The sequence below is a fragment of the Inquilinus sp. CA228 genome (genome assembly GCF_052078665.1).
Lineage (GTDB): Bacteria > Pseudomonadota > Alphaproteobacteria > DSM-16000 > Inquilinaceae > Inquilinus.
This window is the reverse complement of the sequence record NZ_JBQJIK010000004.1, coordinates 116,174-137,898: the sequence shown is the minus strand read 5'-3', so window position 1 is coordinate 137,898 and position 21,725 is coordinate 116,174. Positions and strand designations below refer to the sequence as shown.

23 protein-coding genes are annotated in these 21,725 nt (G+C 68.2%); 17 read left to right on the top strand and 6 right to left on the bottom strand.

The window, feature by feature from the left end:
* Window positions 1-64 precede the first annotated feature (64 nt).
* Entirely contained in the window at window positions 65-709 is a 645-nt protein-coding gene (locus tag ACTOWL_RS03195) for a TetR family transcriptional regulator (RefSeq protein ID WP_441319741.1), read from the bottom strand.
* Window positions 710-820: 111 nt separating this feature from the next.
* Here ACTOWL_RS03195 and ACTOWL_RS03190 point away from each other — a divergent pair, with 111 nt between their 5' ends.
* The 3 genes from ACTOWL_RS03190 (at window position 821) to ACTOWL_RS03180 (ending at window position 2,873) form a co-directional block, all read left to right on the top strand.
* On the top strand, window positions 821-1,648 hold the full coding sequence (locus ACTOWL_RS03190; RefSeq protein ID WP_441319740.1) for an NAD(P)H-binding protein: 828 nt from the start codon (window positions 821-823) through the stop codon (window positions 1,646-1,648).
* Window positions 1,649-1,692: 44 nt separating this feature from the next.
* Window positions 1,693-2,187, top strand: coding sequence for an anthrone oxygenase family protein (locus ACTOWL_RS03185; RefSeq protein ID WP_441319739.1), 495 nt, complete (start codon window positions 1,693-1,695; stop codon window positions 2,185-2,187).
* Between the two features lie 107 nt (window positions 2,188-2,294).
* A complete protein-coding gene (locus ACTOWL_RS03180; protein WP_441319738.1) occupies window positions 2,295-2,873 on the top strand; it encodes an HPF/RaiA family ribosome-associated protein in 579 nt (192 codons plus the stop codon).
* Between the two features lie 7 nt (window positions 2,874-2,880).
* Here ACTOWL_RS03180 and ACTOWL_RS03175 read toward each other — a convergent pair whose 3' ends face one another.
* Window positions 2,881-3,468 (bottom strand): TetR/AcrR family transcriptional regulator, encoded by a 588-nt coding sequence (locus ACTOWL_RS03175; RefSeq protein ID WP_441319737.1) that lies wholly within the window; start codon window positions 3,466-3,468, stop codon window positions 2,881-2,883.
* A gap of 132 nt (window positions 3,469-3,600) precedes the next feature.
* Between ACTOWL_RS03175 and ACTOWL_RS03170 the strand changes: the two genes are divergently transcribed.
* From ACTOWL_RS03170 to pseC, 3 genes are all read left to right on the top strand, one after another.
* Complete coding sequence (locus ACTOWL_RS03170) at window positions 3,601-4,617, top strand: hypothetical protein (RefSeq protein ID WP_441319736.1); 1,017 nt, start codon at window positions 3,601-3,603, stop codon at window positions 4,615-4,617.
* 161 nt (window positions 4,618-4,778) lie between these two features.
* Window positions 4,779-5,819 (top strand): UDP-N-acetylglucosamine 4,6-dehydratase (inverting), encoded by a 1,041-nt coding sequence (pseB, locus tag ACTOWL_RS03165; RefSeq protein WP_441319735.1) that lies wholly within the window; start codon window positions 4,779-4,781, stop codon window positions 5,817-5,819.
* A gap of 51 nt (window positions 5,820-5,870) precedes the next feature.
* Window positions 5,871-7,082 carry a UDP-4-amino-4,6-dideoxy-N-acetyl-beta-L-altrosamine transaminase gene (gene pseC, locus ACTOWL_RS03160; RefSeq protein ID WP_441319734.1) on the top strand — a complete coding sequence of 404 codons (1,212 nt, stop codon included), beginning with the start codon at window positions 5,871-5,873 and terminating at the stop codon, window positions 7,080-7,082.
* Between the two features lie 112 nt (window positions 7,083-7,194).
* Here pseC and ACTOWL_RS03155 read toward each other — a convergent pair whose 3' ends face one another.
* Window positions 7,195-7,842 (bottom strand): NnrU family protein, encoded by a 648-nt coding sequence (locus ACTOWL_RS03155; RefSeq protein WP_441319733.1) that lies wholly within the window; start codon window positions 7,840-7,842, stop codon window positions 7,195-7,197.
* A 70-nt stretch (window positions 7,843-7,912) separates the two neighbouring features.
* Here ACTOWL_RS03155 and ACTOWL_RS03150 point away from each other — a divergent pair, with 70 nt between their 5' ends.
* The 5 genes from ACTOWL_RS03150 (at window position 7,913) to ACTOWL_RS03130 (ending at window position 12,712) form a co-directional block, all read left to right on the top strand.
* Window positions 7,913-8,527: a TetR/AcrR family transcriptional regulator gene (locus tag ACTOWL_RS03150; protein WP_441319732.1), complete on the top strand. Its 615-nt coding sequence runs from the start codon at window positions 7,913-7,915 to the stop codon at window positions 8,525-8,527.
* 155 nt (window positions 8,528-8,682) lie between these two features.
* Window positions 8,683-9,636: a sugar ABC transporter substrate-binding protein gene (locus ACTOWL_RS03145; RefSeq protein WP_441319731.1), complete on the top strand. Its 954-nt coding sequence runs from the start codon at window positions 8,683-8,685 to the stop codon at window positions 9,634-9,636.
* A gap of 13 nt (window positions 9,637-9,649) precedes the next feature.
* Entirely contained in the window at window positions 9,650-10,696 is a 1,047-nt protein-coding gene (locus ACTOWL_RS03140) for an ABC transporter permease (RefSeq protein ID WP_441319730.1), read from the top strand.
* Complete coding sequence (locus ACTOWL_RS03135; protein WP_441319729.1) at window positions 10,693-11,517, top strand: ATP-binding cassette domain-containing protein; 825 nt, start codon at window positions 10,693-10,695, stop codon at window positions 11,515-11,517. Before ACTOWL_RS03140 ends, ACTOWL_RS03135 begins: the two co-directional genes overlap by 4 nt.
* Before the next feature lie 25 nt (window positions 11,518-11,542).
* Window positions 11,543-12,712, top strand: coding sequence for a Gfo/Idh/MocA family protein (locus tag ACTOWL_RS03130; RefSeq protein WP_441319728.1), 1,170 nt, complete (start codon window positions 11,543-11,545; stop codon window positions 12,710-12,712).
* Between the two features lie 61 nt (window positions 12,713-12,773).
* Here ACTOWL_RS03130 and ACTOWL_RS03125 read toward each other — a convergent pair whose 3' ends face one another.
* Window positions 12,774-13,220 carry a hypothetical protein gene (locus tag ACTOWL_RS03125; RefSeq protein WP_441319727.1) on the bottom strand — a complete coding sequence of 149 codons (447 nt, stop codon included), beginning with the start codon at window positions 13,218-13,220 and terminating at the stop codon, window positions 12,774-12,776.
* A 166-nt stretch (window positions 13,221-13,386) separates the two neighbouring features.
* On the opposite strand from ACTOWL_RS03125, the gene ACTOWL_RS03120 reads away from it, so the two are divergent.
* Window positions 13,387-13,812, top strand: coding sequence for a cupin domain-containing protein (locus ACTOWL_RS03120; RefSeq protein WP_441319726.1), 426 nt, complete (start codon window positions 13,387-13,389; stop codon window positions 13,810-13,812).
* Between the two features lie 15 nt (window positions 13,813-13,827).
* Here the strand turns inward: ACTOWL_RS03120 and ACTOWL_RS03115 are convergent, their stop codons facing one another.
* On the bottom strand, window positions 13,828-14,754 hold the full coding sequence (locus tag ACTOWL_RS03115) for a hypothetical protein (RefSeq protein WP_441319725.1): 927 nt from the start codon (window positions 14,752-14,754) through the stop codon (window positions 13,828-13,830).
* Window positions 14,755-15,068: 314 nt separating this feature from the next.
* Here ACTOWL_RS03115 and ACTOWL_RS03110 point away from each other — a divergent pair, with 314 nt between their 5' ends.
* Window positions 15,069-15,425 carry a cupin domain-containing protein gene (locus tag ACTOWL_RS03110; RefSeq protein ID WP_441319724.1) on the top strand — a complete coding sequence of 119 codons (357 nt, stop codon included), beginning with the start codon at window positions 15,069-15,071 and terminating at the stop codon, window positions 15,423-15,425.
* A 41-nt stretch (window positions 15,426-15,466) separates the two neighbouring features.
* On the opposite strand, the gene rfbA is transcribed toward ACTOWL_RS03110, so the two are convergent.
* Entirely contained in the window at window positions 15,467-16,339 is an 873-nt protein-coding gene (gene rfbA / locus ACTOWL_RS03105) for a glucose-1-phosphate thymidylyltransferase RfbA (RefSeq protein WP_441319723.1), read from the bottom strand.
* 377 nt (window positions 16,340-16,716) lie between these two features.
* Between rfbA and ACTOWL_RS03100 the strand changes: the two genes are divergently transcribed.
* The 4 genes from ACTOWL_RS03100 (at window position 16,717) to rfaD (ending at window position 21,648) form a co-directional block, all read left to right on the top strand.
* A complete protein-coding gene (locus tag ACTOWL_RS03100) occupies window positions 16,717-17,913 on the top strand; it encodes a glycosyltransferase family 9 protein (protein WP_441319722.1) in 1,197 nt (398 codons plus the stop codon).
* A gap of 78 nt (window positions 17,914-17,991) precedes the next feature.
* Window positions 17,992-19,161: an AGE family epimerase/isomerase gene (locus tag ACTOWL_RS03095; RefSeq protein WP_441319721.1), complete on the top strand. Its 1,170-nt coding sequence runs from the start codon at window positions 17,992-17,994 to the stop codon at window positions 19,159-19,161.
* A 28-nt stretch (window positions 19,162-19,189) separates the two neighbouring features.
* Window positions 19,190-20,671 (top strand): D-glycero-beta-D-manno-heptose-7-phosphate kinase, encoded by a 1,482-nt coding sequence (rfaE1, locus tag ACTOWL_RS03090; RefSeq protein ID WP_441319720.1) that lies wholly within the window; start codon window positions 19,190-19,192, stop codon window positions 20,669-20,671.
* Complete coding sequence (gene rfaD, locus ACTOWL_RS03085; RefSeq protein WP_441319719.1) at window positions 20,668-21,648, top strand: ADP-glyceromanno-heptose 6-epimerase; 981 nt, start codon at window positions 20,668-20,670, stop codon at window positions 21,646-21,648. The genes rfaE1 and rfaD overlap by 4 nt, the downstream gene beginning before the upstream one ends.
* The last annotated feature ends 77 nt before the right edge of the window (window positions 21,649-21,725 follow it).

The following is a 21,725-nucleotide window of genomic DNA, read 5'->3' as shown; positions in this document are numbered from 1 at the left end:
AGACAAAATACTAAGGCGTGTCAGAAGCCTCTTCAATGGCAACTGCAAGCCACCGCGTCGCCCTTCATCCCTGGCCCGCCGCCAGCTCGCGCAGCGCCATGCGCTTGTAGCCCTCGACCAGCGCGTCGCCCTCGTCGCGGCCGACCGAGATGGCCAGCCGCATCGTCGCCTCACCCAGCTGCATCACCAGGAAGGCGCGGGTGAACTGCCCGGCCCGGTCGGCGCCGGGGTCGATCCGGGCCAGGACCTCGGCCAGGACCCGGCCGTTGATCCGGCTGTCCTCGAGGTCGATCTCGCGCAGCCCCTTGTCGGCCTGCAGGCCCGACCAGATGTCGCGCATCACCGGCTCGGCCAGGAACAGCCCGTAATAAGTGTCGACCAGCCGGCCGAAGGCGTCGCGCAGCCCGGCGGCGTCGCGCACGTCCCGCAGCCCGTCTTCGATGCAGGCCCGCCCCTCGGCGTTGATGCGCTCGGCCAGGGTGCGGATGATCGCCGCCTTGTCCGGAAAGTACTGGTACAGAGAGCCGATCGAGATGCCGGCCTTCGCCGCCACCTCGGCCATGCGCAGCGCGTCGCTGCCCTGCGCCGCGATCAGCCCGGTCGCCACCGCCAGGATCCGCTCCACCCGCTCGCGGCTGCGGCGCTGGCTCGGCGCCCGGCGCAGTGAGCCCGCCGGATCGGCGGGGTTGGCAGGGCTGGCGGTGGCCATGACGGTTCCTTCGGGATTCCACTTGACGCGACGAATGTGAGAGATTATCACATTTTCAAACATGATAAACACTCACATTAGGAGAGGATCATGGCCCCGTCGGCGAGTTCGATGCAAGAGCGCAAACCGGTCCTGGTCGTCGGCGGCACCGGCAAGACCGGCCGCCGCGTCGCCGAGCGCCTGGCGGCGCGTGGCGTCCCGGTCCGGATCGGCTCGCGCTCCGCCAACCCCGCCTTCGACTGGGAGGATCCGTCCGGCTGGGCCGCGGCGCTGGACGGCGTCGGCGCGGCCTACATCACCTATTATCCGGATCTGGCCGCACCGGGGGCGCCCGAGGCGGTCCGCGCCCTGGTCGGCCAGGCCCTGGCGCAGGACGTCCGCCGGCTGGTGCTGCTGTCCGGCCGGGGCGAGGAGGAGGCGCAGCAGGCCGAGCAGGTGCTGCAGGAATCCGGCGCCGACTGGACCATCGTGCGGGCCAGCTGGTTCTGCCAGAACTTCAGCGAGGGCGTGGTGCGGGACGGCATTCTGGCGGGCGAGATCGCGCTGCCGGCCGGCGATGTCGGAGAGCCCTTCGTCGATGCCGACGACATCGCCGATGTCGTGGTCGCGGCCCTGACCGAGGACGGCCATGTCGGCCAGCTCTACGAGGTGACCGGCCCGCGGCTCCTGACCTTCGCCGAGGCGACCGCCGAGATCGCCCGGGCCTCCGGCCGGCCGGTCCGCTACACCTGGGTGCCGGCGGAGGATTTCGCGACGATGCTGGCGCAGCAGGGCACCCCGGCCGATTTCACCGAGCTTCTGCTCTACCTGCTCACCACGGTGCTGGACGGCCGCAACGCCTATCCGACCGACGGCGTGCAGCGCGCGCTGGGCCGCGCACCGAAGGATTTCGCCGATTATGCGCGCGACGCCGCCGCATCCGGCGCCTGGGCCGGCTGAGCCGCCGGGTCCCTCCCCTGCCCCGTTGACGATGGAGAGCTGAGATGGGCGAACGCCTGATGTCGGTCATGGTCTTGCCGTCGGCGCTGGGCTCCGGCCTGGTCGGCGGCATCTTCTTCGCCTTCTCGACCTTCGTGATGGGCGCCCTCGCCCGCCTGCCGGCGCCGCAGGGCATCGCCGCCATGCAGTCGATCAACATCGTGGTGATCAACCCGGTGTTCATGGCCGCCTTCATGGGCACGGCGGTGCTGTGCCTCATCGTCGGCATCGGAGCCCTGTTCGGCTGGTCCGGCCCCCATCCCACCCTGGTGCTGGCCGGGACCGTGCTCTACCTCGTCGGCAACATCGTGGTGACGATGACGGGCAACGTGCCGTTGAACAACGCGCTCGCGGCGGTCGATCCGGCCAGCGCCGAAGGAGCCGCCGTCTGGGCCCGCTACCTGTCGACCTGGACCACCTGGAACCACGTGCGCACGGCAACCGGCCTGGCGGCCGCCGCCTGCTTCATCCTCGCCTGGCGTTGGCCGGCCGCTGCCTGACTTCGGCCTCCGCGCATCCGGTCGCGGCCGGGGAACTCCCGGCCGCCCAGGGCGGTTCGCAAAGGGAAGGCGACAAGCCCCCCGGACCGGATCGATGGAGGCCCGACATGCAGAAGCCGTTACAGCTCTCGTTCAAGAACATCGAAGGATCGGAGGCGGTGAAGTCGATCGTGCGCGACCGCGTCGGCCGGCTCGACCGCCTCTACCCCAACCTGATCGGCTGCCGCGTGGTGATCGAGGCTCCCCATCGCAGCGCCCAGGGCGCGCGGCCGCCGCTCGGCATCTCGGTCGAGGCCGAGATCCCTGGCAAGCCCATGGTCGTGGTCAAGGACATGGAGGAGCGTCGCAACCCGCGGGACCATGCCGCGGTGGTCAACCGCAGCTTCGACGTGGTCGAGCGCAAGCTGGACGAGGCGGCCCGCATCATCCAGGGCGAGGTCAAGGCGCATGAGGCGGCCGGCGAGACCGGCACGATCTCCCGCCTGTTCCCGGAGCGGAACTACGGCTTCGTCGAGGCGAAGCAGGCCGGCAGCCTGTATTTCACCCGCAACGCCGTGGTCGACGGCCGCTTCGACGAGCTGACGACCGGCATGATGGTGCATCTGACCCTGGCCACCGGCGAGGGCCCGATGGGCCCGCAGGCCAGCTCGATCCGCCTGCTGGGCGCCGACCGCAGCGGCGAGTGAGGCCGGGCTAGCCCTTCGCCAGCCCGCCGACGATCAGCGCCGCCAGGGCCTCCGTCGCCCTGGCCCCGTCCGCCCGGCCGCGCAGCATGTCGCGCGAGATCGCCTCCGCTGCGCCGATCAGGCCGACGCAGCGCAGGTGCAGCGCGTCGGGCGGCAGGGCCGAATACGGCGCCAGCGCCTCCTGGTAGAAGGCGACATAGCGATCGAGCAGCCGCTGATGGAACGCCTCCATCTGCCCGTCGCCGCTCAGCGCGGCGGTGATGGCATGCGCCTCCGGCCCGCAGGTGAGGTAGCAGGTCATGTAGGCGTCGCTCATCACCCGGGCGACGTCCTCCAGTCGCCGCGGCGTGCGCTCGAGGGCCTGCAGCAGCGCCGCCACCTGTTGGTCGTCGATGCGCTCATAGAGGGCGATCAGCAGCCCGGAGCGGGTGCCGAAATGCTCATAGGCGATCGGCTTGCTGACGCCGGCGCGCTCGGCGAGATGGCCGAGGGTCAGCGCGTCGGTGCCCTCCTCGCGCACGATCGCCAGCGCGGTGTCGAGCAGCTGGTCGCGCCGCTCCGCCTTGGGCAGCTTCCTGGCAGGGGCTGGGCTCATCTCCTGATCCGCACTCCTCGGCCGGGGATCCGATCCCGGTCTTGAAATTACCGTTGGTAACTTACCAAATGTAGGTTCCGGCAGCCGACGGCAAGGGGCCGTCCGGTCCGCGCCTCATCAGGAGCCATGGTAATGCCCGCGACCCAGCAGAAACCAGTTCTCATCATCGGCGGATCGGGCGTCGTCGGCGCTCGCGCCGCCAGGACGCTGCGGCGGCTGCAGCCGGAGCTGCCGATCACCATCGGCGGCCGCGACCTGGCCAAGGCCGAGGCGGTGGCCCGCGAGATCGGCGGCGCCGACGCCGCGGCGATCGACCTGGAGCGGCCCGATCTGGGCCAGCCGGACCGGGCGTTCGGCGCCATCGCCGTCTTCGTCAAGGATTCCACCCTCAATTCGCTGCGCTTCGCCCAGGCCCGCGGCGTGCCCTATGTCGGCACCTCCAGCGCCGTGTTCGAGATCGGGCCGGAGGTGGCGCAGGCGATCCACCGGCCGACCGCGCCGGTGCTGCTGGCCAGCCACTGGCTGGCCGGAGCGGCGCTGTTTCCGACTCTGCATTTCGCCCGGTCATTCCGGCGCGTCGACAGCATCCGGATCGGCGCCCTGCTGGACGAGCAGGACATGGGCGGGCCGGCCGCCGCCGCCGATTACGACCGCATCGTCACCGCCACCACCCGGGTCCAGGTGCTGCAGGACGGGCACTGGCGCTGGATCGGCGGCGAGGAGGCGGCCGCCACCTACCGCAGCGTCGACGGCGTCGAGCTGCCGGCCCAGGCCTATTCGCCGATGGATGTGGTCAGCTTGGCGGCCGCGACCGAGGCCCGCTCGATCCGGCTCGACCTCGCCTATTCCCAGTCGGCCAGCCGCCGGCGCGGTGAGCCCTTCTCGACCGAGATCGCGATCGAGATCGCCGGCGAGCGCCCGGACGGCACGGCTGGGCGCAGCCGGCACGAGCTGGTGCATCCCGAGGGCCAGGCGCCGCTGACGGCGCTGGGCATCGCCTCCGCCGTCGAGCGGCTGCTGGGCCTGGCCGGCGGCGCGCCCGCGGCACCCGGGCTGCACCTGCCGGAAACCCTGCTCGACCCGGCCGAGATGGTGCGGCGGCTGGAGGCGTTCGGCACCCGGATCCGGGAAGTCCGGTCCACGGGTTGAAAACACGCCACAGGCAGGCGGCCCGGCCGCGCGGGTTGCATTGCAAACGACCATCTGCACGAGTTATAGGCTGAAGTGGTGGCGTACGGAGGGCCGGGCGGCTTCGGGCCGGTCCTCCGAAGGTTTCGGCTGTCCGTCCTTTTCAACAGCGCTGGTGATTCATGTACCGTAGTTTTGACGACAATCTGATCGACCTGAACGGCAAGGTCCTTTTCGTCACGGGCGGCACCGGCTCCTTCGGGCGCAAATTCGTCTCCACCATCCTGCAGCGCTACCAGCCGCGGAAGCTGATCATCTTCTCGCGCGACGAGCTCAAGCAGTACGACATGCAGAACGCCGTGCGGGCCGCCTACCCCGCCGAGGTCCATGCCTGCATGCGCTTCTTCCTCGGCGACGTGCGCGACCGCGAGCGGCTGGCGCTGGCCACCCGTGGCGTCGACTTCATCATCCACGCGGCGGCGCTGAAGCAGGTGCCGGCCGCCGAGTACAACCCGTCGGAGTGCATCCACACCAACATACTGGGCGCCGAGAACGTGGTCTGGGCGGCGCTGCAGAACCGGGTCAAGAAGGTCATCGCCCTGTCGACCGACAAGGCCTGCAACCCGGTCAACCTGTACGGCGCCACCAAGCTGGCCTCGGACAAGACCTTCGTCGCCGCCAACAACCTGTCGGGCGACATCGGCACCCGCTTCTCCGTGGTCCGCTACGGCAACGTCGTCGGCTCGCGCGGCAGCGTCGTGCCGTTCTTCCGCCAGCTGCTGGAGCAGAAGGCGGAGTCGCTGCCGATCACCGACGACCGCATGACCCGGTTCTGGATCACGCTGCAGCAGGGCGTGAACTTCGTGCTGTCGAACTTCAAGATCATGCGCGGCGGCGAGATCTTCGTGCCGAAGATCCCGAGCATGAAGATCACCGAGCTGGCCCGCGCCCTGGCGCCCGGCCTGCCGCACCGCATCGTCGGCATCCGCCCGGGCGAGAAGCTGCACGAGGCGATGATCGCGGTCGACGACGCGCATGCGACGCTGGAGCTGGCCGACCGCTACGTGATCGAGCCGCAGTTCGGCGAATACACCCGCACCTCCTTCGCCAAGGAAGGCGGCGGCAAGCCGGTGCCCGACCGCTTCAGCTACGGCAGCGACAACAACGCCGAATGGCTGGACGACCGCGAGCTGCTGGAGATCCTGGAGCGGCACGCGAACTGACGGCCCTCCGGTTCCGTTCCTCAGGGCCCGCGCGTTTCGGAGGCGATCACCGTGACCTTCCTGCCCTATGGCCGCCAGTATATCGACCAGGACGACATCGACGCCGTCACCCGGGCGCTGCAGGCCGACTTCCTGACCACCGGCCCGACGGTCGGCGAGTTCGAGCGCGCCTTCTGCGCCGCCACCGGCGCCCCCTTCGCCGCCGCCTGCTCGAACGGCACGGCGGCGCTGCATCTGGCGACGCTGACGCTGGGCCTCGGGCCCGGCGATGTCTGCGTCGTCCCGGCGGTGACCTTCCTGGCCACCGCCAACTGCGCCCGCTTCGTCGGCGCCGAATTGGTCTTCGCCGATGTCGACCCGGAGACCGGGCTGATGCGGCCGGAGGATCTGGAGGCGGCGGTCGCCCGGATCCCGCAACTCCATCCGGAGGGCCGGTTCCGCGCCGTGCTGCCGGTGCATCTGGCCGGCCAGACCGTGCCGCTGGCGCCGATCGCCGAGATCGCCCGCCGGCACGACGCCTTCGTGATCGAGGATGCCTGCCACGCGCTGGGCACCGAATACGAGACGGCGGAGGGCCGGGTCCAGGTCGGCACCTGCACCCATTCCGACCTCGCCTGCTTCTCCTTCCACCCGGTCAAGACCATCGCCCTGGGCGAAGGCGGCATGGTCACGTCGGCCGATCCGGAGCTGCAGCGGAAGCTGGCCCGGCAACGCTCGCACGGCATGACCCGGGACCCGGATGCCTTCGTCAACACCGAGCTGGCGGTCGACCCTGCCCAGGCCGGGGTGAACCCCTGGTACTACGAGATGCAGGAGATCGGCTTCAACTACCGGCTGACCGACATCCAGGCGGCGCTCGGCCTCAGCCAGCTGCGCAAGCTGGACTGGTTCAAGGCCCGGCGCCGGGCCCTGGCGGCGCGCTATGACCAGGCGCTGGCGCCGCTGGCCCCGGTGCTGCGGCCGATCGCCAAGGCGCCGGGCTGCGACCCGGTGCTGCATCTCTATGAGGTGCTGATCGACTTCGCCGCGATCGGCCAGACCCGCGGCCAGGTGGTGCGCGCCCTGCACGCCAAGGGCATCGGCACCCAGGTGCACTACATCCCGGTCAACCGGCAGCCCTATTATGAGGATCTCTACGGTCGCCGCCCCCTGCCCGGCGCCGAATCCTTCTACGCGCGCTGCCTGTCGCTGCCGCTGTTCCCCGCCATGCAGGACGGCGATGTCGAGCGGGTGGTCCAGGCGCTGCGCGAGGTGATTGGCTGATCCGGCCTTCGTAGGTTGGGTTCGCGTTGCGAACCCAACATCCCGCAGCCGGAGCCATTGTTGGGTTCGCCCAGGAGCGAACCCAACCTACGTCCTATAGTCCAAGGACGCCTTACAAAAACCCGTGCAGCCACAGCGCGGCGACGAACAGGCCGACGCCGAGGCCGAGCCGCCACAGCGCCAACTCACCGAGCGCGAGATCACCGCGGCCAGACAGCACGGCGGCGAAGGGCAGGCGCGAGGTGCGGCGGGCGAAATCGTCCCAGGCGGGCCCCAGCCGCGCCGCCCGCTTGCGGTCGATCGAGACCATGCCGTTCAGCGCCGTGACCAGGACGGCGCCGAACAGCAGCACCCCGGCCCAGTGGCCGTTCACCGTCAGATGCGCGAGCGCCCAGAGCGCGAAGGCCCAGAGCATCGGGTGGCGGGTGATGCGGGTGATGCCGGCGACCGGAAGCTCGGTTCCCGGCCGCTTCGCCGAAACCTGGGTCGGGTTGGACGGGCTGAGGCTGTAGGCCAGCAGCACGAAGCCGAGCAGGACCAGCACCCCCGGAACCCAGAAAGGCACCGGGTCCCACAGCGGCTCGTGAGGCGCGCCGTGATAGGCCAGGGCCAGCCAGACCAGGCCGATGGCGCTGAGCGCCGAGAACAGGCCGCGATAGCCCATCTCGCCCAGCCGCGCCACCAGGGCCGGGCGGAGCGGGCCGGCGACGCCGAGATGCAGCACCACCCAGAACAGCGCGGCGAGGACGAGAGAGAGCATCGTTGCGGCCTTTACAGCAGGATCGATCCGGTCGATGTTGACATGAGCAACATATGGATGGATGTGGACCGTGTCAACATCGGAGCAGGCCGGGCAGCCCTACCACCATGGCGACCTGCGCCGGGCGCTGGTGGCGGCGGCGCGCGCGCTGCTGGAGGAATCGGGGCCGGAGGCGCTGAGCCTGCGCGACGTCGCCCGTCGGGTCGGCGTCTCGCACAACGCCCCCTATCGGCACTTTCCGACCCGGCAGGCGCTGCTGGCCGCGGTGGCGGCGGAGGGATTCGCGGCCCTGTCCACCAGGCTGGCGCAGCTGCCGGCCGCGCCGGGGCTGGGAGCCTCCCCGGGGCTGGCGGCCGGGTTCCGCGGTTATCTCGGCTTCGCCCGCGAGCAGCCGGGGCTGTTCCGGCTGATGTTCGACGGCACGCTGGAGAAATCGGCCGATCCGGCGTTGTGGGCCGCGGGGGAGCAAGCCTATGACGGGTTGCGCCGCGCCGTGCACCGCTTGGCACCGGCGGCGGACCGGGCCGCGGTGGTGGCCGCCTGGGCCCAGCTGCACGGGCTGGCGCTGCTGGTCATCACCGGCCAGCTGTCCGAGGATCTGGTGCGCGACGGCGGGCTGGACGCGCTGGCCGACCGGGCCGCGGCGATCCTGGAGGCCGGACTCCGCACCGCCGGCAGCCCGTGAAACGGCCGGACCAGAAATAGAACAGAAATTCTGAATTGCCTTCCGGTTAAAAATCCTGTTCAATTCCGGTGATCAACCGACACCGGCGCCGGACCAGGCAGACGCCCGTTCCCGACCCGATGAATCGGACGACGAAACCGAGGGAGGAACCAGGAATGCTTCGGACATTGCTGTGCGGCGCGGTCATGGGTGCCGCCATGGTGCTGGGCCTGGCGGCCACGCCCCAGGCGGCGCAGGCGGCCGATGAGCGCTTCGTGCTGATCAGCCACGCACCCGATTCCGACAGCTGGTGGAACACGATCAAGACCGCGATCCGCGAGGCGGGCCAGCAGGTCGGCGCCACCGTGGACTACCAGAACCCGTCGACCGGCGACCTCGCCGACATGGCCCGCATCCTGCAACAGGCCACCGCGTCGAAGCCCGCCGGCATCATCATCACCATCGCCGATTTCGACGTGCTGAAGGGCCCGATCATGGATGCCGTGAAGAAAGGCATCCCGGTCATCACCATCAACTCCGGCACGGCGGAGCAGAGCAAGCAGCTCGGCGCGCTGATGCATATCGGCCAGCCGGAATACGACGCCGGCAAGGGCGCCGGCGAGAAGGCCAAGGCGGCCGGCGTCACCAAGTTCGTCTGCGTCAACCACTACATCACCAACCCGGCCTCGGTGGAGCGCTGCCAGGGCTTCGCCGACGCGCTCGGTGTGCCGCTGGGCAACCAGATGATCGATTCGGGCATGGATCCGGGCGAGGTGCAGACCAAGGTCTCGGCCTATCTGCGCGCCAACCCGGACACCAACGGCATCCTGACGCTCGGCCCGAACTCGGCCGAGCCGACCATCGCCGTGCTGCAGGCCAACAAGCAGGCCGGCAAGGTGTTCTTCGCCACCTTCGACCTGAGCGCCGCGATCGCCGCCGGCATCAAGGACGGCACGGTGACCTTCGCCATCGACCAGCAGCCCTATCTGCAGGGCTATCTGCCGGTGGTGCTGCTGGCGAATTACGTCCGCTACGGCGTCATCCCCAGCAACAACATCAACTCCGGCCCCGGCTTCATCACCAAGGACAACATCGCCCTGGTCGAGAAGCTGGCCGGCGAATACCGGTAAGTTCGAGAACATTGTGCTCTCCCGCCCCGAGCTCGGCGCCATGGCCGGCACCGTGCTGGTCTTCGTCTTCTTCGGCATCACCGCCGGCGGCTCCGGCATGTTCAGCGCCGACGGCATCTCGAACTGGCTGGTGGTGTCGGCCCAGCTCGGCATCCTCGCGGTCGGCGCCAGCCTGCTGATGGTCGCCGGCGAGTTCGACCTGTCGATCGGCTCGATGATCGGCTTCGCCGGCATGATGATCGCGATCCCGACCGTGTTCTTCGGCTGGCCGGTCTGGCTGTCGCTGGCCTTCGCCTTCGCCGGCGCGCTGGCGATCGGCGCGCTGAACGGCTGGCTGGTGGTGCGCACCGGCCTGCCCAGCTTCATCGTCAGCCTGGCCTTCCTGTTCATCCTGCGCGGCATGACCATCGCGCTGTCGATCCTGTTCACCAACCGCACCATCGTCGGCGGCGTCAAGGACCCGGCGGCCGCCGACTGGCTGGCGCCGCTGTTCTACGGCACGGTGCTGGACGGGCTGTACCGCTGGGCCGCCGGCGCCGGGCTGATCGACACCTTCCCGGACGGCAGCCCGATCGTCCCCGGCCTGCCGGTCATGGTGGTGTGGTGGGTGGTGCTGACCGCGATCGGCGCCTGGATCCTGCTGCGCACCCGCTTCGGCAACTGGATCTTCGCCGTCGGCGGCGACAATGTGGCGGCGCGCAACATGGGCGTGCCGGTCGGCCGGGTGAAGGTCGTGCTGTTCATGGGCACCGCCTTCTGCGCCACCGTCTTCGCCGCCTGCCAGGTGATGGAGTTCGGCTCCGCCGCCGCCGACCGCGGCCTGCTGAAGGAGTTCGAGGCCATCATCGCCGTGGTGATCGGCGGCACGCTGCTGACCGGCGGCTACGGCTCGGTGATCGGCGCCGCCTTCGGCGCGCTGATCTTCGGCGTGGTGCAGATGGGCATCTTCTACTCCGGCGTGAACACCGACTGGTTCAAGGTCTTCCTCGGGGTGATGCTGCTGCTGGCCGTGATCGTGAACAACTACATCCGCCGCAAGGTGACGGGAGGCCGGTCGTGAACGCCCAATCCAACCCGCCCGCGGGGGCCGCGCCCCTGGTCGAGCTGCACGGCGTCTGCAAGTATTTCGGCTCGGTGGTGGCGCTGAAGGACATCACCATCTCGGTCCGCGCCGGCGAGGTGCTGGCGTTGCTCGGCGACAACGGCGCCGGCAAGTCGACCCTGATCAAGACCCTGTCCGGCGTGCACCAGCCCAGCGAGGGCCGGCTGCTGGTCGAGGGCCAGCCGGTGCAGTTCCGCTCGCCGCGCCACGCGCTCGACCACGGCATCGCCACGGTCTACCAGGACCTGGCGATGGTGCCGCTGATGAGCATCACCCGGAACTTCTTCATGGGCCGTGAGCCGACGGTGGGCTGGGGCCCGACCCGGCGCATCGACATGGACAAGGCCAATGCCATCGCCCGCGACGCCATGCGCGAGATCGGCATCGACGTGCGCGACCCCGGCCAGGCGGTCGGCACCCTGTCGGGCGGCGAGCGGCAATGCGTCGCCATCGCCCGGGCGGTGCATTTCGGCGCCAAGGTGCTGATCCTGGACGAGCCGACCTCGGCGCTGGGCGTCAAGCAGGCCTCGGTGGTGCTGCGCTACATCGTGCAGGCGCGGGCGCGGGGCCTGGGGGTGATCTTCATCACCCACAACGTCCACCACGCCTATCCGGTGGCCGACACCTTCACTTTGCTGAACCGCGGCCGCTGCCTGGGCACCTATCCGAAGAGCGAGATCAGCCGCGAGCAGGTGCTGGAGATGATGGCCGGCGGCCAGGAGCTGGCCAGCCTGACCGCCGAGCTGGCCGAATTCGAACGCAGCGACGCGGCGGCGTAGCCCTATCTTGGTCGAGGACCATCGGATGACCACCAGCATCGGCGTCGGCCTGATCGGCACCGGCTTCATGGGCGAATGCCATGCCCTGGCCTTCCGGGCCGCGCCGGCGGTGTTCCGCACCCGGCTCGGCGCCCGGCTCGAGATGGTGGCCGACATCGATGCCGGCGCCGCCCGGCGGGCCGCCGACCGTTTCGGCTTCGCCCGCGCCACCGGCGAGTGGCGCGAGCTGGTGGCCGACCCGAAGGTCGATCTCGTCGCCATCACCTCCCCCAACCTGCTGCACAAGCCGATGGCGCTGGCGGCGCTGGCGGCCGGCAAGCACGTCTATTGCGAGAAGCCGCTGGCGCTGAACGCCGTCGATGCGGCGGAGATGGCGGCGGCCGCCGCCAAGGCCGGAATCCACACCATGGTCGGCTACAACTACCTGCGCAGCCCGGCCGTCTCCTTCGCGGCGCAGCTGATTCGCGACGGCGCGATCGGCCGCGTCACCTATTTCCGCGGCGTCAGCGACGAGGACTACATGGCCGACCCGGCCGTACCGATGTCCTGGCGCTGCCGGCGCGATCAGGCGGGCAGCGGCGCCCTGGGCGACATCGGCTCGCACATCCTCAGCGTCGCGCTGGCCCTGATCGGCCCGGTGGCCGAGGTCTCGGCCGACCAGCGCACGGTGATCGCCGAGCGCCCCCTGCCCGCCGCCGGCGAGGGCCGCGAGCGCCGCGACGGCGCCGCCGCGGTCACCACGGAGACGGCCAGGGTCGAGAACGAGGACCAGACCCACGCCTTGCTGCGCTTCGCCGATGGCGTCATCGGCACGGTGGCGACCAGCCGGGTGGCCTGGGGCCGCAAGAACCACCTGGCCTTCGAGGTGTTCGGCACCGAGGGCGCAATCCTGTTCGACCAGGAGCGGATGAACGAGCTGCAGCTGTTCCAGCCGGGCGGCTGCCCAAGCGACCGCAACGGCTTCCGCACCGTCCTGACCGGCCCGGCCCACCCGCATTACGGCGCCTTCAGCCCCGCCGCCGGCCACGGGCTGGGCTTCAACGACCTCAAGGTGATCGAGGTGGCGCAGCTTTTGGAGGCGATCGCCGGCGGCGCGGCGGCCTACCCGGACTTCGCGGCGGCGGCGGCGCTGGAGCGGGTGAGCGAGGCGATCGGGCGGTCGGCGGCGGAGAGGAAGTGGGTGGGGGTGGCGTGAAGATGCTCGGCCTTCTCACCTAGGATGGCTTGGCAAGGCGATAGGTGGTTCGACCGTTCAGCTAGCCGCGCTCGATCGTGCATTGCCCATACACGACGACCGGCTCATCTGGATCGAGACTGACCGAGCTGAAACGACCAGTGTCGACGTCGATCACCATTTGCAGCCAAACCGCCCCCTTGCTCAGCAGAACGAGACTCAGATGGCGCATCTCGGGTTCGAAGCTGACAGTGCCGATGTCCATGAGAAACCCGTCACGAGAAGGGATGAGGAGCGTCATGCGCCCGGCGTCGAGATCGATGAGTCGGCCGTAGCCCTGGCCCGACATGTCTGTCGATTTCGCTCGGGCGATATTGCCGTCCCGGACCAGTCGCTGGTTGATCTCATGATCGCAATGCAGCCGATGGGCCGACCGCCAGGCGATGGGAAGCTTATCCTCCGTGCCATTGGCAATGGAGACCCGGGCCATCGCCGGCGGCGATGCGAGCCAACACAGCAGGCCGGCCAAGCAGAGCCTGACGCATGAGATCTTCATAGGCGTCCCCCCTTATCTCTAGGGAAAGATTACCGCGTTCAGGCCCCGGATTGGAGGTATTGCCGGCGCGAGCGGAAGCGCGCAGCCTGGGTGCGGGGCAATGGATGGATGCTGCAGCACCCCGCCCCGGGGAGGCACTATGGAGACAATCACCATCGGCGGGCTGCTGCTGGAGTTTCTGCACAGCCGGGAGGACACCGAGGACAGCCTCGACATGTTCCGGATGACGGTGCAGCCGAACGCCCGCATGCCGGTACCGCACTATCACGAGAGCTGGGACGAGAGCGTCTACGGGCTCGCCGGCACCCTGACCTTCCAGGTCGACGGCCGCGACGTGCCGGTCGGCCTCGGCCAGTCCGTCTTCATCCGGCGCGGCGTCGTGCACGGCTTCCGCAACGACACGCAGGAGCCGGCCACCTGCCTCTCCGTCCTCACCCCCGGCGTGCTCGGCACCGCCTATTTCCGCGAGGTCGCCGCCCTGGCCGCCGGCGGGACGCCCGACCCGGCGCGAATGAAGGAGGTCATGCTGCGCTACGGGCTGGTGCCGGTGGCGCCCGGCGCCTGAAGCGCGGGCGCCGCCTCACCCCGCCTGCAGCGCCGCCAGCAGCTCGGCATAGCTCGGCGCCAGGGTGCGCAGCAGGGCGGCGGCCGCGGCGTCGTCGCCGGCCACCAGCGGGTGCTGCATCGCACCGATCAGCCGGGCCTGGCCATCCATGATCCACGCCGCCTCCCCGCGCCCGATCCGCGCCAGGCAAGTGGCGGCATCGGCGACGCGGCGGGCGCCGACCCGGACGGCGAAATAGACCAGATGGTTGCGCAGCTCACGATCACATCCGGCCTCGACCCGTGCGGCCAGGCGCTCCGCCGCCTCGGCGTTGCCGATCGTGCCGGCGGGCAGGGGGCGGCCTTCCGTCATCGACAGCCACCGCCGCGCCGTCGGCAGCGCGGCCTCGATCGCCGCCTCCTCCGACACCGCCCGCTTCTGCCGAAAGGCGGTGCGCATCGTGTAAGGCGTGGCGTAGTCGACCGATTCGGCCCGCCAGGCGGCCATGAAGTCGTCGACCGGCAGCGTGGCGTAGGGATGGCCGTGCGGGTCGTGCATCAGCACCTGCCCGTCGGCCAGGCCCAGGACGACGACGTAGTGGTCGGCGCCGATCGGCCCCGTCATGCCGGGCTGGTGGCGCAGATGCCCCATCTCCACCGGGCCGACCCAGACCGGGCCGTCGGCCAGCGCCGACTCGAGCGCCGCCAGCGCCTGCTCCGGCGAGCCGCCGCGGCGCACCGAGGAGGTCCAGCCGAGCGCCGCCAGGGCGTCGTCGAAGCTGAGCTCCGGGCTCCAGCCATAGGGGTCGAAGAACGGCAGGGTGCCGCCGACCAGCTGCATGCCGAAGGGGCCGCCGGTGGCGAATTCGATCACCGCGGTCGAGGGCGCGCGGTCGCCGAACATCATCGCGAAGGAATTCGCATAGCAATAGGGGCCGGAGCCGATATAGGGGACATGCGCCATGTCTCGCGCCTCCGAATTCAGCAGGAAGACCCAACAAGAGCGACAAATTTCGAGAAATTGTCAACCAGCTCCATTTCGGGAGAGAATATTCGCGCGCGATTTCGGAAATGAATTCGCCGATGTCCCGAATTTGAATTTGCTGTCACCCCTGCCCGGCCGCCTTCCAGTCGGGAAACCGCCGCGGAGGAGCCGATGGCGGCGGCGCGCCAGGGATGGTCGCGCCGAAGGTGGTCATCGGCGCCGGCAGCCGGCACAGTCGCGGCCGAGTCGCGGCGGCGCATCCGGTGCCGGCCGACCGAAACGCGGAGAGAATCATGGCGACCGAGACGATCGTGAAGCTGGGGGCCCAGTCGGGCGAGCCGATCACCGCCGACCTGGACGGCTGGCGCGTGGTCGAGGGCAAGCCGACCATGCAGACATGGGTGCAGCACACCTCGGCCGACGGCAGCATGCTGTCCGGCACCTGGGCGGCGACGCCGGGCAGCTGGCACGCGACCTACACCGAATACGAGTTCGTCCACATCATCCGCGGCCGCATCACCATAACCCCCGATGGCGGCGCCCCGGTGCAGGTCGGCCCCGGCGACGCCTTCGTGGTCGAGCCCGGCTTCACCGGCGTGTGGCGGATCGAGGAGCCGGTGCTGAAGCACTTCGACATCAAGCGCGCCTGAGGACGGCCCCGCCCCCGCCGCGATGCTGCCGGCGGGGGCGGCTAGGCCAGGCCTTCGGCCACCTTCAGCAGGTACTTGCCATAGCCGCTCTTCTCCAGCTTGCGGCCCTGGGCGACGAGCTGCTCGCGGTCGATGAAGCCCTGGAGATAGGCGATCTCCTCCGGGCAGGCGACGCGCAGGCCCTGGCGCCGCTCCAGCGTCTGCACGTAGCTGGCGGCCTCGAGCAGGCTGTCATGCGTGCCCATGTCGAACCAGGCGAAGCCGCGGCCCATCCGCTCGACATGCAGCAGGCCGCGCTCGAGATAGACACGGTTCACGTCGGTGATCTCGAGCTCGCCGCGGGCCGAGGGCTTCAGGTTGGCGGCGATGTCGACCACGTCCGAGTCGTAGAAGTAGAGGCCGGTGACCGCCCAGTTGGAGGTCGGGTTGCGCGGCTTCTCCGCGATCGCCGCGGCCCGGCCGTCGGCGCCGAAATTGACCACGCCGTAGCGCTCCGGATCGTCGACGTGATAGGCGAAGACCGAGGCGCCGGAGGGTTGCGCGGCCGCCGAGGCCAGCAGCTCCTGCAGGCCGTGGCCGTGATAGATGTTGTCGCCGAGGATCAGCGCCGAGGGCTCGCCGGCGACGAAATCCGCGCCGATGATGTAGGCCTGGGCCAGCCCGTCCGGGCTCGGCTGCACCGCATAGTCGAAGCTCATGCCCCATTGCGACCCGTCGCCGAGCAGGCGCTGGAACTGCGGCATGTCGTGCGGGGTGGAGATGACCAGCACCTCGCGGATCCCGGCCAGCATCAGCACGCTGAGCGGGTAGTAGATCATCGGCTTGTCGTAGACCGGCATCAGCTGCTTGGAGGTGGCGAGCGTCAGCGGATGCAGCCGGGTGCCGCTGCCGCCGGCGAGGATGATGCCTTTCATGGACGAAGCTCCGGGCTGCGGATGGAACATGGCCGACGGCTGTGTGGCCGCCATATATGTCGCTGGCGTGACGGCGCGACCAACCGAACGATTTGTCCAGCTGCCCGTTTACACCACTTTCCGAAGCGCAATCCAGACCTGACCGGATACCCCGTCCTCTCGATGCTCCAATCGCGACCGGCCACGGGACAGCGAGCGATCCTCAGGTTTTCGGACCACACGACCCGGCCTTGGAATGCTCATCCTCTCGCCATCGGTAATTTGACAGCTCCCGTGTTCTATGAAATGTCGTGCGGTCCGACTCGGCTCGGCCTGTACGCAAACGTTCCGAGCGTTGCTTTTGGTAGACCGGCTAGCCGGGCAATCGGAGGGTATGAATGGGGCTCCTTAAACCTGTAAAAAGAAAAATAAGAAGGTTCCTGCGGAAAAGAGCGGCGATGCAGGATTTTGTCGAGCGGACGAAGAAAGTCCCTCCGGCTGATTTCTCCATCGTCATCACCGGAGGCATGGGCGACTTCATCGTCATAGCCCGATTCTGGCGAGACCTGCTTGCCAAAGTCGGCGGCGGCTCTTTTGATGTATTCTCGCCAGCGCCGGCAATGACGGAGTGGATTTTTAGGGCCATTCCTGGATTCCGTCTATCCTTCAGTATGGGCCTCTATGAACATTCAAAACTGTTCTATACATACTCGTTCAGAATCAACCAGATGATATACGTCGAGCGGAAGCCGGAAAGCATCGATCAAATTTTTCATAAAACAGAACTTAGCTCCAATACGCTATCTATTATCAAGAATATAGACAAATGCCTACACGAGATCAGGCCGATGGCAGAGAACCATCCTCGCTTGGATGGAACTTTGGGTCGATACGCCGTCTTCAAGAATAGAACTCGACGCGACTTTCTGCACTATATGGCCGGCATACCGTATGGAGGAGATCGATTTGATCTCAGTTTGGCACCGACCGTGCTTGACCGATTCGGACTGAAGGCCGGCTCATACATCACGGTCCACAACGGCTATGATGAGGCCATGGGAACCGTAGGGCTGCGTGCAACCAAGGCCTATCCTGGCTGGCCGGAGGTGATCGCGGAGCTGCAGAGACTGGGCTTGGGCCTGCAGGTGGTTCAGATCGGCACCCCGGCCACCAGCAGCCCCATCGACGGCGCGCAGTTGAATGTGATCGGCCAGACCAGCCTTCTAGAGGCGGCGACGCTCGTCGCCGGTGCAGCCTTTCACCTCGACAATGAGGGCGGGTTTGTGCATCTGGCGAACACCTTCGGCGTTCGCAGCTGCGTGGTCTTCGGGCCAACCTCAAAAGACTATTTCGGATACCCGGACAACATCAACTTCGCCCCGAACGCGTGCGGTGACTGCTGGTGGATAGAACCCAACTGGATGAAGGAGTGCCCCCGCGGCTTTACCAACCCGATATGCATGTCCAGCCATTCGGCCACTGAGATCGCTCGGAGCATAATTGCTTCCGTAAAACCGTCTCTGACGGAAGAAGCGACCCGATTTTACGGCGGCCGGATGGATGAACTTGAACACCAGCCCCGATCCGTGCCATGAGCGACGGCTCCACCCTCGTTCATCCGCGGCGATCCGCCCCGTCCCTTCCGTGAAAGTAGCAGGATGCCTCGCACTGCCATGACCGCAGCCGAGTTGCCGTTTACAGGTTTCTCGAGCCTCATGCGCGAGACCATGCTTCCATTCTGGTCGACGGAGGGTTTCGCAACCGGCCGGGACATGTTCTGCGAACGCCTCGATTTTTCCGGCCGCCCTGTGGACGAGGTTCCGCATCGGGCCATGGTGCAGGCGCGGCAGATCTTCGTGTTCAGTCATGCGGCGCGCCTGGGCGTGTTCCCCGAAGGCGCGGAGCCTGCGATGAGGGCGCTCCACACGCTCTTGCGGCGCTTCTGCGATGATGGCGATCTGCGCAACGGCGTGTGCTTTTCAATCTCGCCCTCGGGCGAGACGGTCTCGGCCGCGCGGGACAGCTACACCCACGCCTTCATCCTGTTCGCCCTGGCCTCTGCCCATCGCCTCACCGGCGAAACGATGCTGCGCCACGCGATCGACCAGACCGTGGCGTTTGTCGATCGGTCCCTGACCGATGCCGGCCAGTTCGGCCTCTACGACCGCCAGCCGGCACCGAGCAGGCTGAAGTCGCAGAACCCGCTGATGCACCTGCTGGAGGCATATCTTTCCCTCCACGAAGCCCTGCCCGAAGGGCCGTTTCTCGATCGGGCCGCAGCGATCGTGGAGCACTTCAGGACACGCCTGTTCCAGGACGGGCCCGGCGCCATCCTGGAGCATTATGACAGCGACTGGTCGGCGCTGCGGCACGAGCCGGAGGGACAGTTCTTCGAACCCGGCCACCAGTTTGAATGGGCATGGCTGCTGCACTGGTACGGGACGCTTTCGGGGACGGATCAGGCCGGGCTGACCGATCGGCTCTGGCAGACCGCCTGCGATCATGGCCTGGACCGAAACGGGCTGTGCTTCGATGAGGTCGACATCCAACTGGCCCCCCGGAAGCGGTCGTATCGTCTGTGGCCGCACACCGAAGCCCTCAAGGCGGCCGTCATCCGCCACGAAGCGGGCGACGCCCAGGCCAGGAATGTGGCCATGGCGATGACCGGCGCACTGGACACCCATTTTCTCAATCGCCCCTTCCCGGCAGGCTGGGTCGATCGCGTCGACGCCGACCGGCAGGCCCTGGTGGACTTCGTTCCAGCAAGCAGCCTGTATCATCTCTACTCCGCCTTTTCCGAGCTGCAGCGCAGCGGAGCGGCATCCGAGTCAAGCGGCACGTAATGCCATGAAATTGGGAAACCATCCGGTCATGCTTGACCTGCGCGAGAGATTCGCCGCCATCAAGGTCGCGGTCGTCGGCGACATCATGCTCGACGTCTACTTCGAGGGCCAGGTGCACCGCGTCTCACCGGAGGCCCCGGTGCCGGTGGTCCGCCTGACGTCGGAGCGCGCGGTACCGGGCGGAGCCGCCAATGTCGCCGCCAACCTCGCCGCGCTCGGCGTGACGGTGTCTCTGGCGGGCGTTGCCGGACGCGACGACGGTTTTGCGCGGCTCACCGCACTGCTCCAGCAGACAGGCAGAGTGGACCTGTCGGCCACCGTCCTGGACGACAGCCGCGGAACGACCACCAAGACACGCCTGCTCGGCCACCGGCAGCAGATCGCCCGGATCGATCGGGAAAGCCTGGAGCCGCTCGCGCCCGAGACCGAGGCGTCCCTGATCGAGCGGGTCTGCAGGACGATCGACGATTGCGATATCGTCATCCTGTCCGACTACGGGAAGGGCGTGTTCACGGACACGGTGCTGCGACAGAGTCTGGCCCATGCCCGGGACGCCGGCAAAACGGTGCTGGTCGACCCGAAGAGGCGCGACTTCTCGATCTATCGCGGCGCCTCGATCATCACGCCGAACCGCGCCGAGCTTGCCCAGGCCACCGGCCGCTCCTGCGAGACCGACGACGATGCCGCGGAGGCCGCGCGCCTCGCCCGTCAGGTCTGCGGGGCCGACGTGCTCCTGACGCGCTCGGAGAAGGGTATGTCCTATTTTTCGGACGCGGCCGATCCCATCCATCTGGCGACCGTCGCCCGGGAGGTGTTCGACGTGTCCGGCGCCGGCGACACCGTGGTGGCCGTTCTCGGCGCTGCGCTCGCGGCAGGCTTCCCCCTGCTCGAAGCGATGAGGGCCGCGAACCATGCCGCGGGCATCGTGGTGGGGAGAATCGGCACTGCGACCGTGTCCTGCGAAGAACTCGTGGCGGCACTGCACAGGGACGGCGAGACCGACGACATCGAGGACGGCCGGCTGGTCACCCTGGAAGACCTGGTCGCCGCTCGCGCCCTCTGGCGCGATCGCGGCCTCACCGTGGGCCTCGCCAACGGGTGCTTCGACCTCATCCACCCGGGTCATGTCTCGCTCATCGAACAGGCCGCCGCCGCCTGCGACCGGCTGGTGATGGCGCTGAACACCGATGCCTCCGTGCGTCGCCTCAAGGGCCCGACGCGTCCGATCCAGTCCGAGACTGCCCGGGCCAAGGTGATGGGAGCATTGAAGGGCGTCGCGGCGGTCGTTCTCTTCGCCGAAGAGACCCCATATGAACTCATCAAGGCGTTGCAGCCGGATGTGCTGGTGAAAGGCGCCGACTACACCGAGGCCCAGGTGGTGGGGGCGGACATCGTCCGGGCGCATGGCGGCACGGTGCTGCTGGCGACGCTGACCCCCGGCGAATCGACGACCAGACTGATCTCACAGCGGCCTGCGACCAGCGTCCCCGACGGAGTCCTGTCATCATGATCCTGCTGACCGGCGGAGCCGGCTTCATCGGTTCCAACATCGCCGCCGACCTCAACGAGGCCGGCCGGACCGACATCGTCATCGCCGACGCCCTCGGGGTGGACGCGAAGTGGCGCAACATCGCGAAGCGGCGCTTTGCCGACATTGTCTTTCCGGACGAGATCGAAGCGTTCCTGGCAGGACACCCCAAGATCACGGCCGTGATCCACATGGGAGCGATCTCCTCGACCACCGCCACCGACGCCGATGAGGTCGTGCGCTCGAACTTCCGGCTTTCGACCAGGCTTTGGGACTGGTGCACGCAATCCCGCACGCCGCTGATCTATGCCTCCTCGGCGGCGACATACGGAGACGGCACGGCCGGCTTCGTCGACGACGACAGCGATCAGGGGCTGGATCGGCTGCGGCCGATGAACCTCTATGGCTGGTCCAAGCATGCCTTCGACCGGTGGGCATTGGAGCGGAGCCGTATCGGCCACAATCCGCCGCAATGGGCCGGCCTCAAGTTCTTCAACGTCTACGGGCCGAACGAGACCCACAAGGGCGACATGCAGAGCCTCGTGGCCAAGAACACGCCGGCGATTGCCGATGGCAAGACCATCCGGATGTTCAAGTCTCACAAAGAGGGGTTTGCCGACGGCGAACAGCTGCGGGATTTCGTCTACGTCAGGGACTGCGCGGCCGTGATCCTGTGGCTGCTGGCCAATCCCGGCGTTTCCGGACTTTTCAATCTCGGCACCGGCAAGGCCCGCTCGTTCCGCGACCTGATGCTTGCGGTCGGCGAGGGGCTCGGGAAGCCGGTTGCGTTCGAATACATCGACATGCCCCTCTCGATCCGGTCGCAATACCAGTACTTCACCCAGGCCGACATGTCGAAGCTGCAGCGTGCCGGGTATCAGGCGCCTTTCCACACGCTCGAGGACGGCGTGCGCGACTATGTGCAAGGCTATCTGACCAAGGCCGATCCCTACCGGTGAGCGGAGCCCGGCGGCCAGGGCCGAGCTCCTCGGCCGCCGGCGGTCCTGCAAGCGATGTGCGGTGGACCGAAGATCAG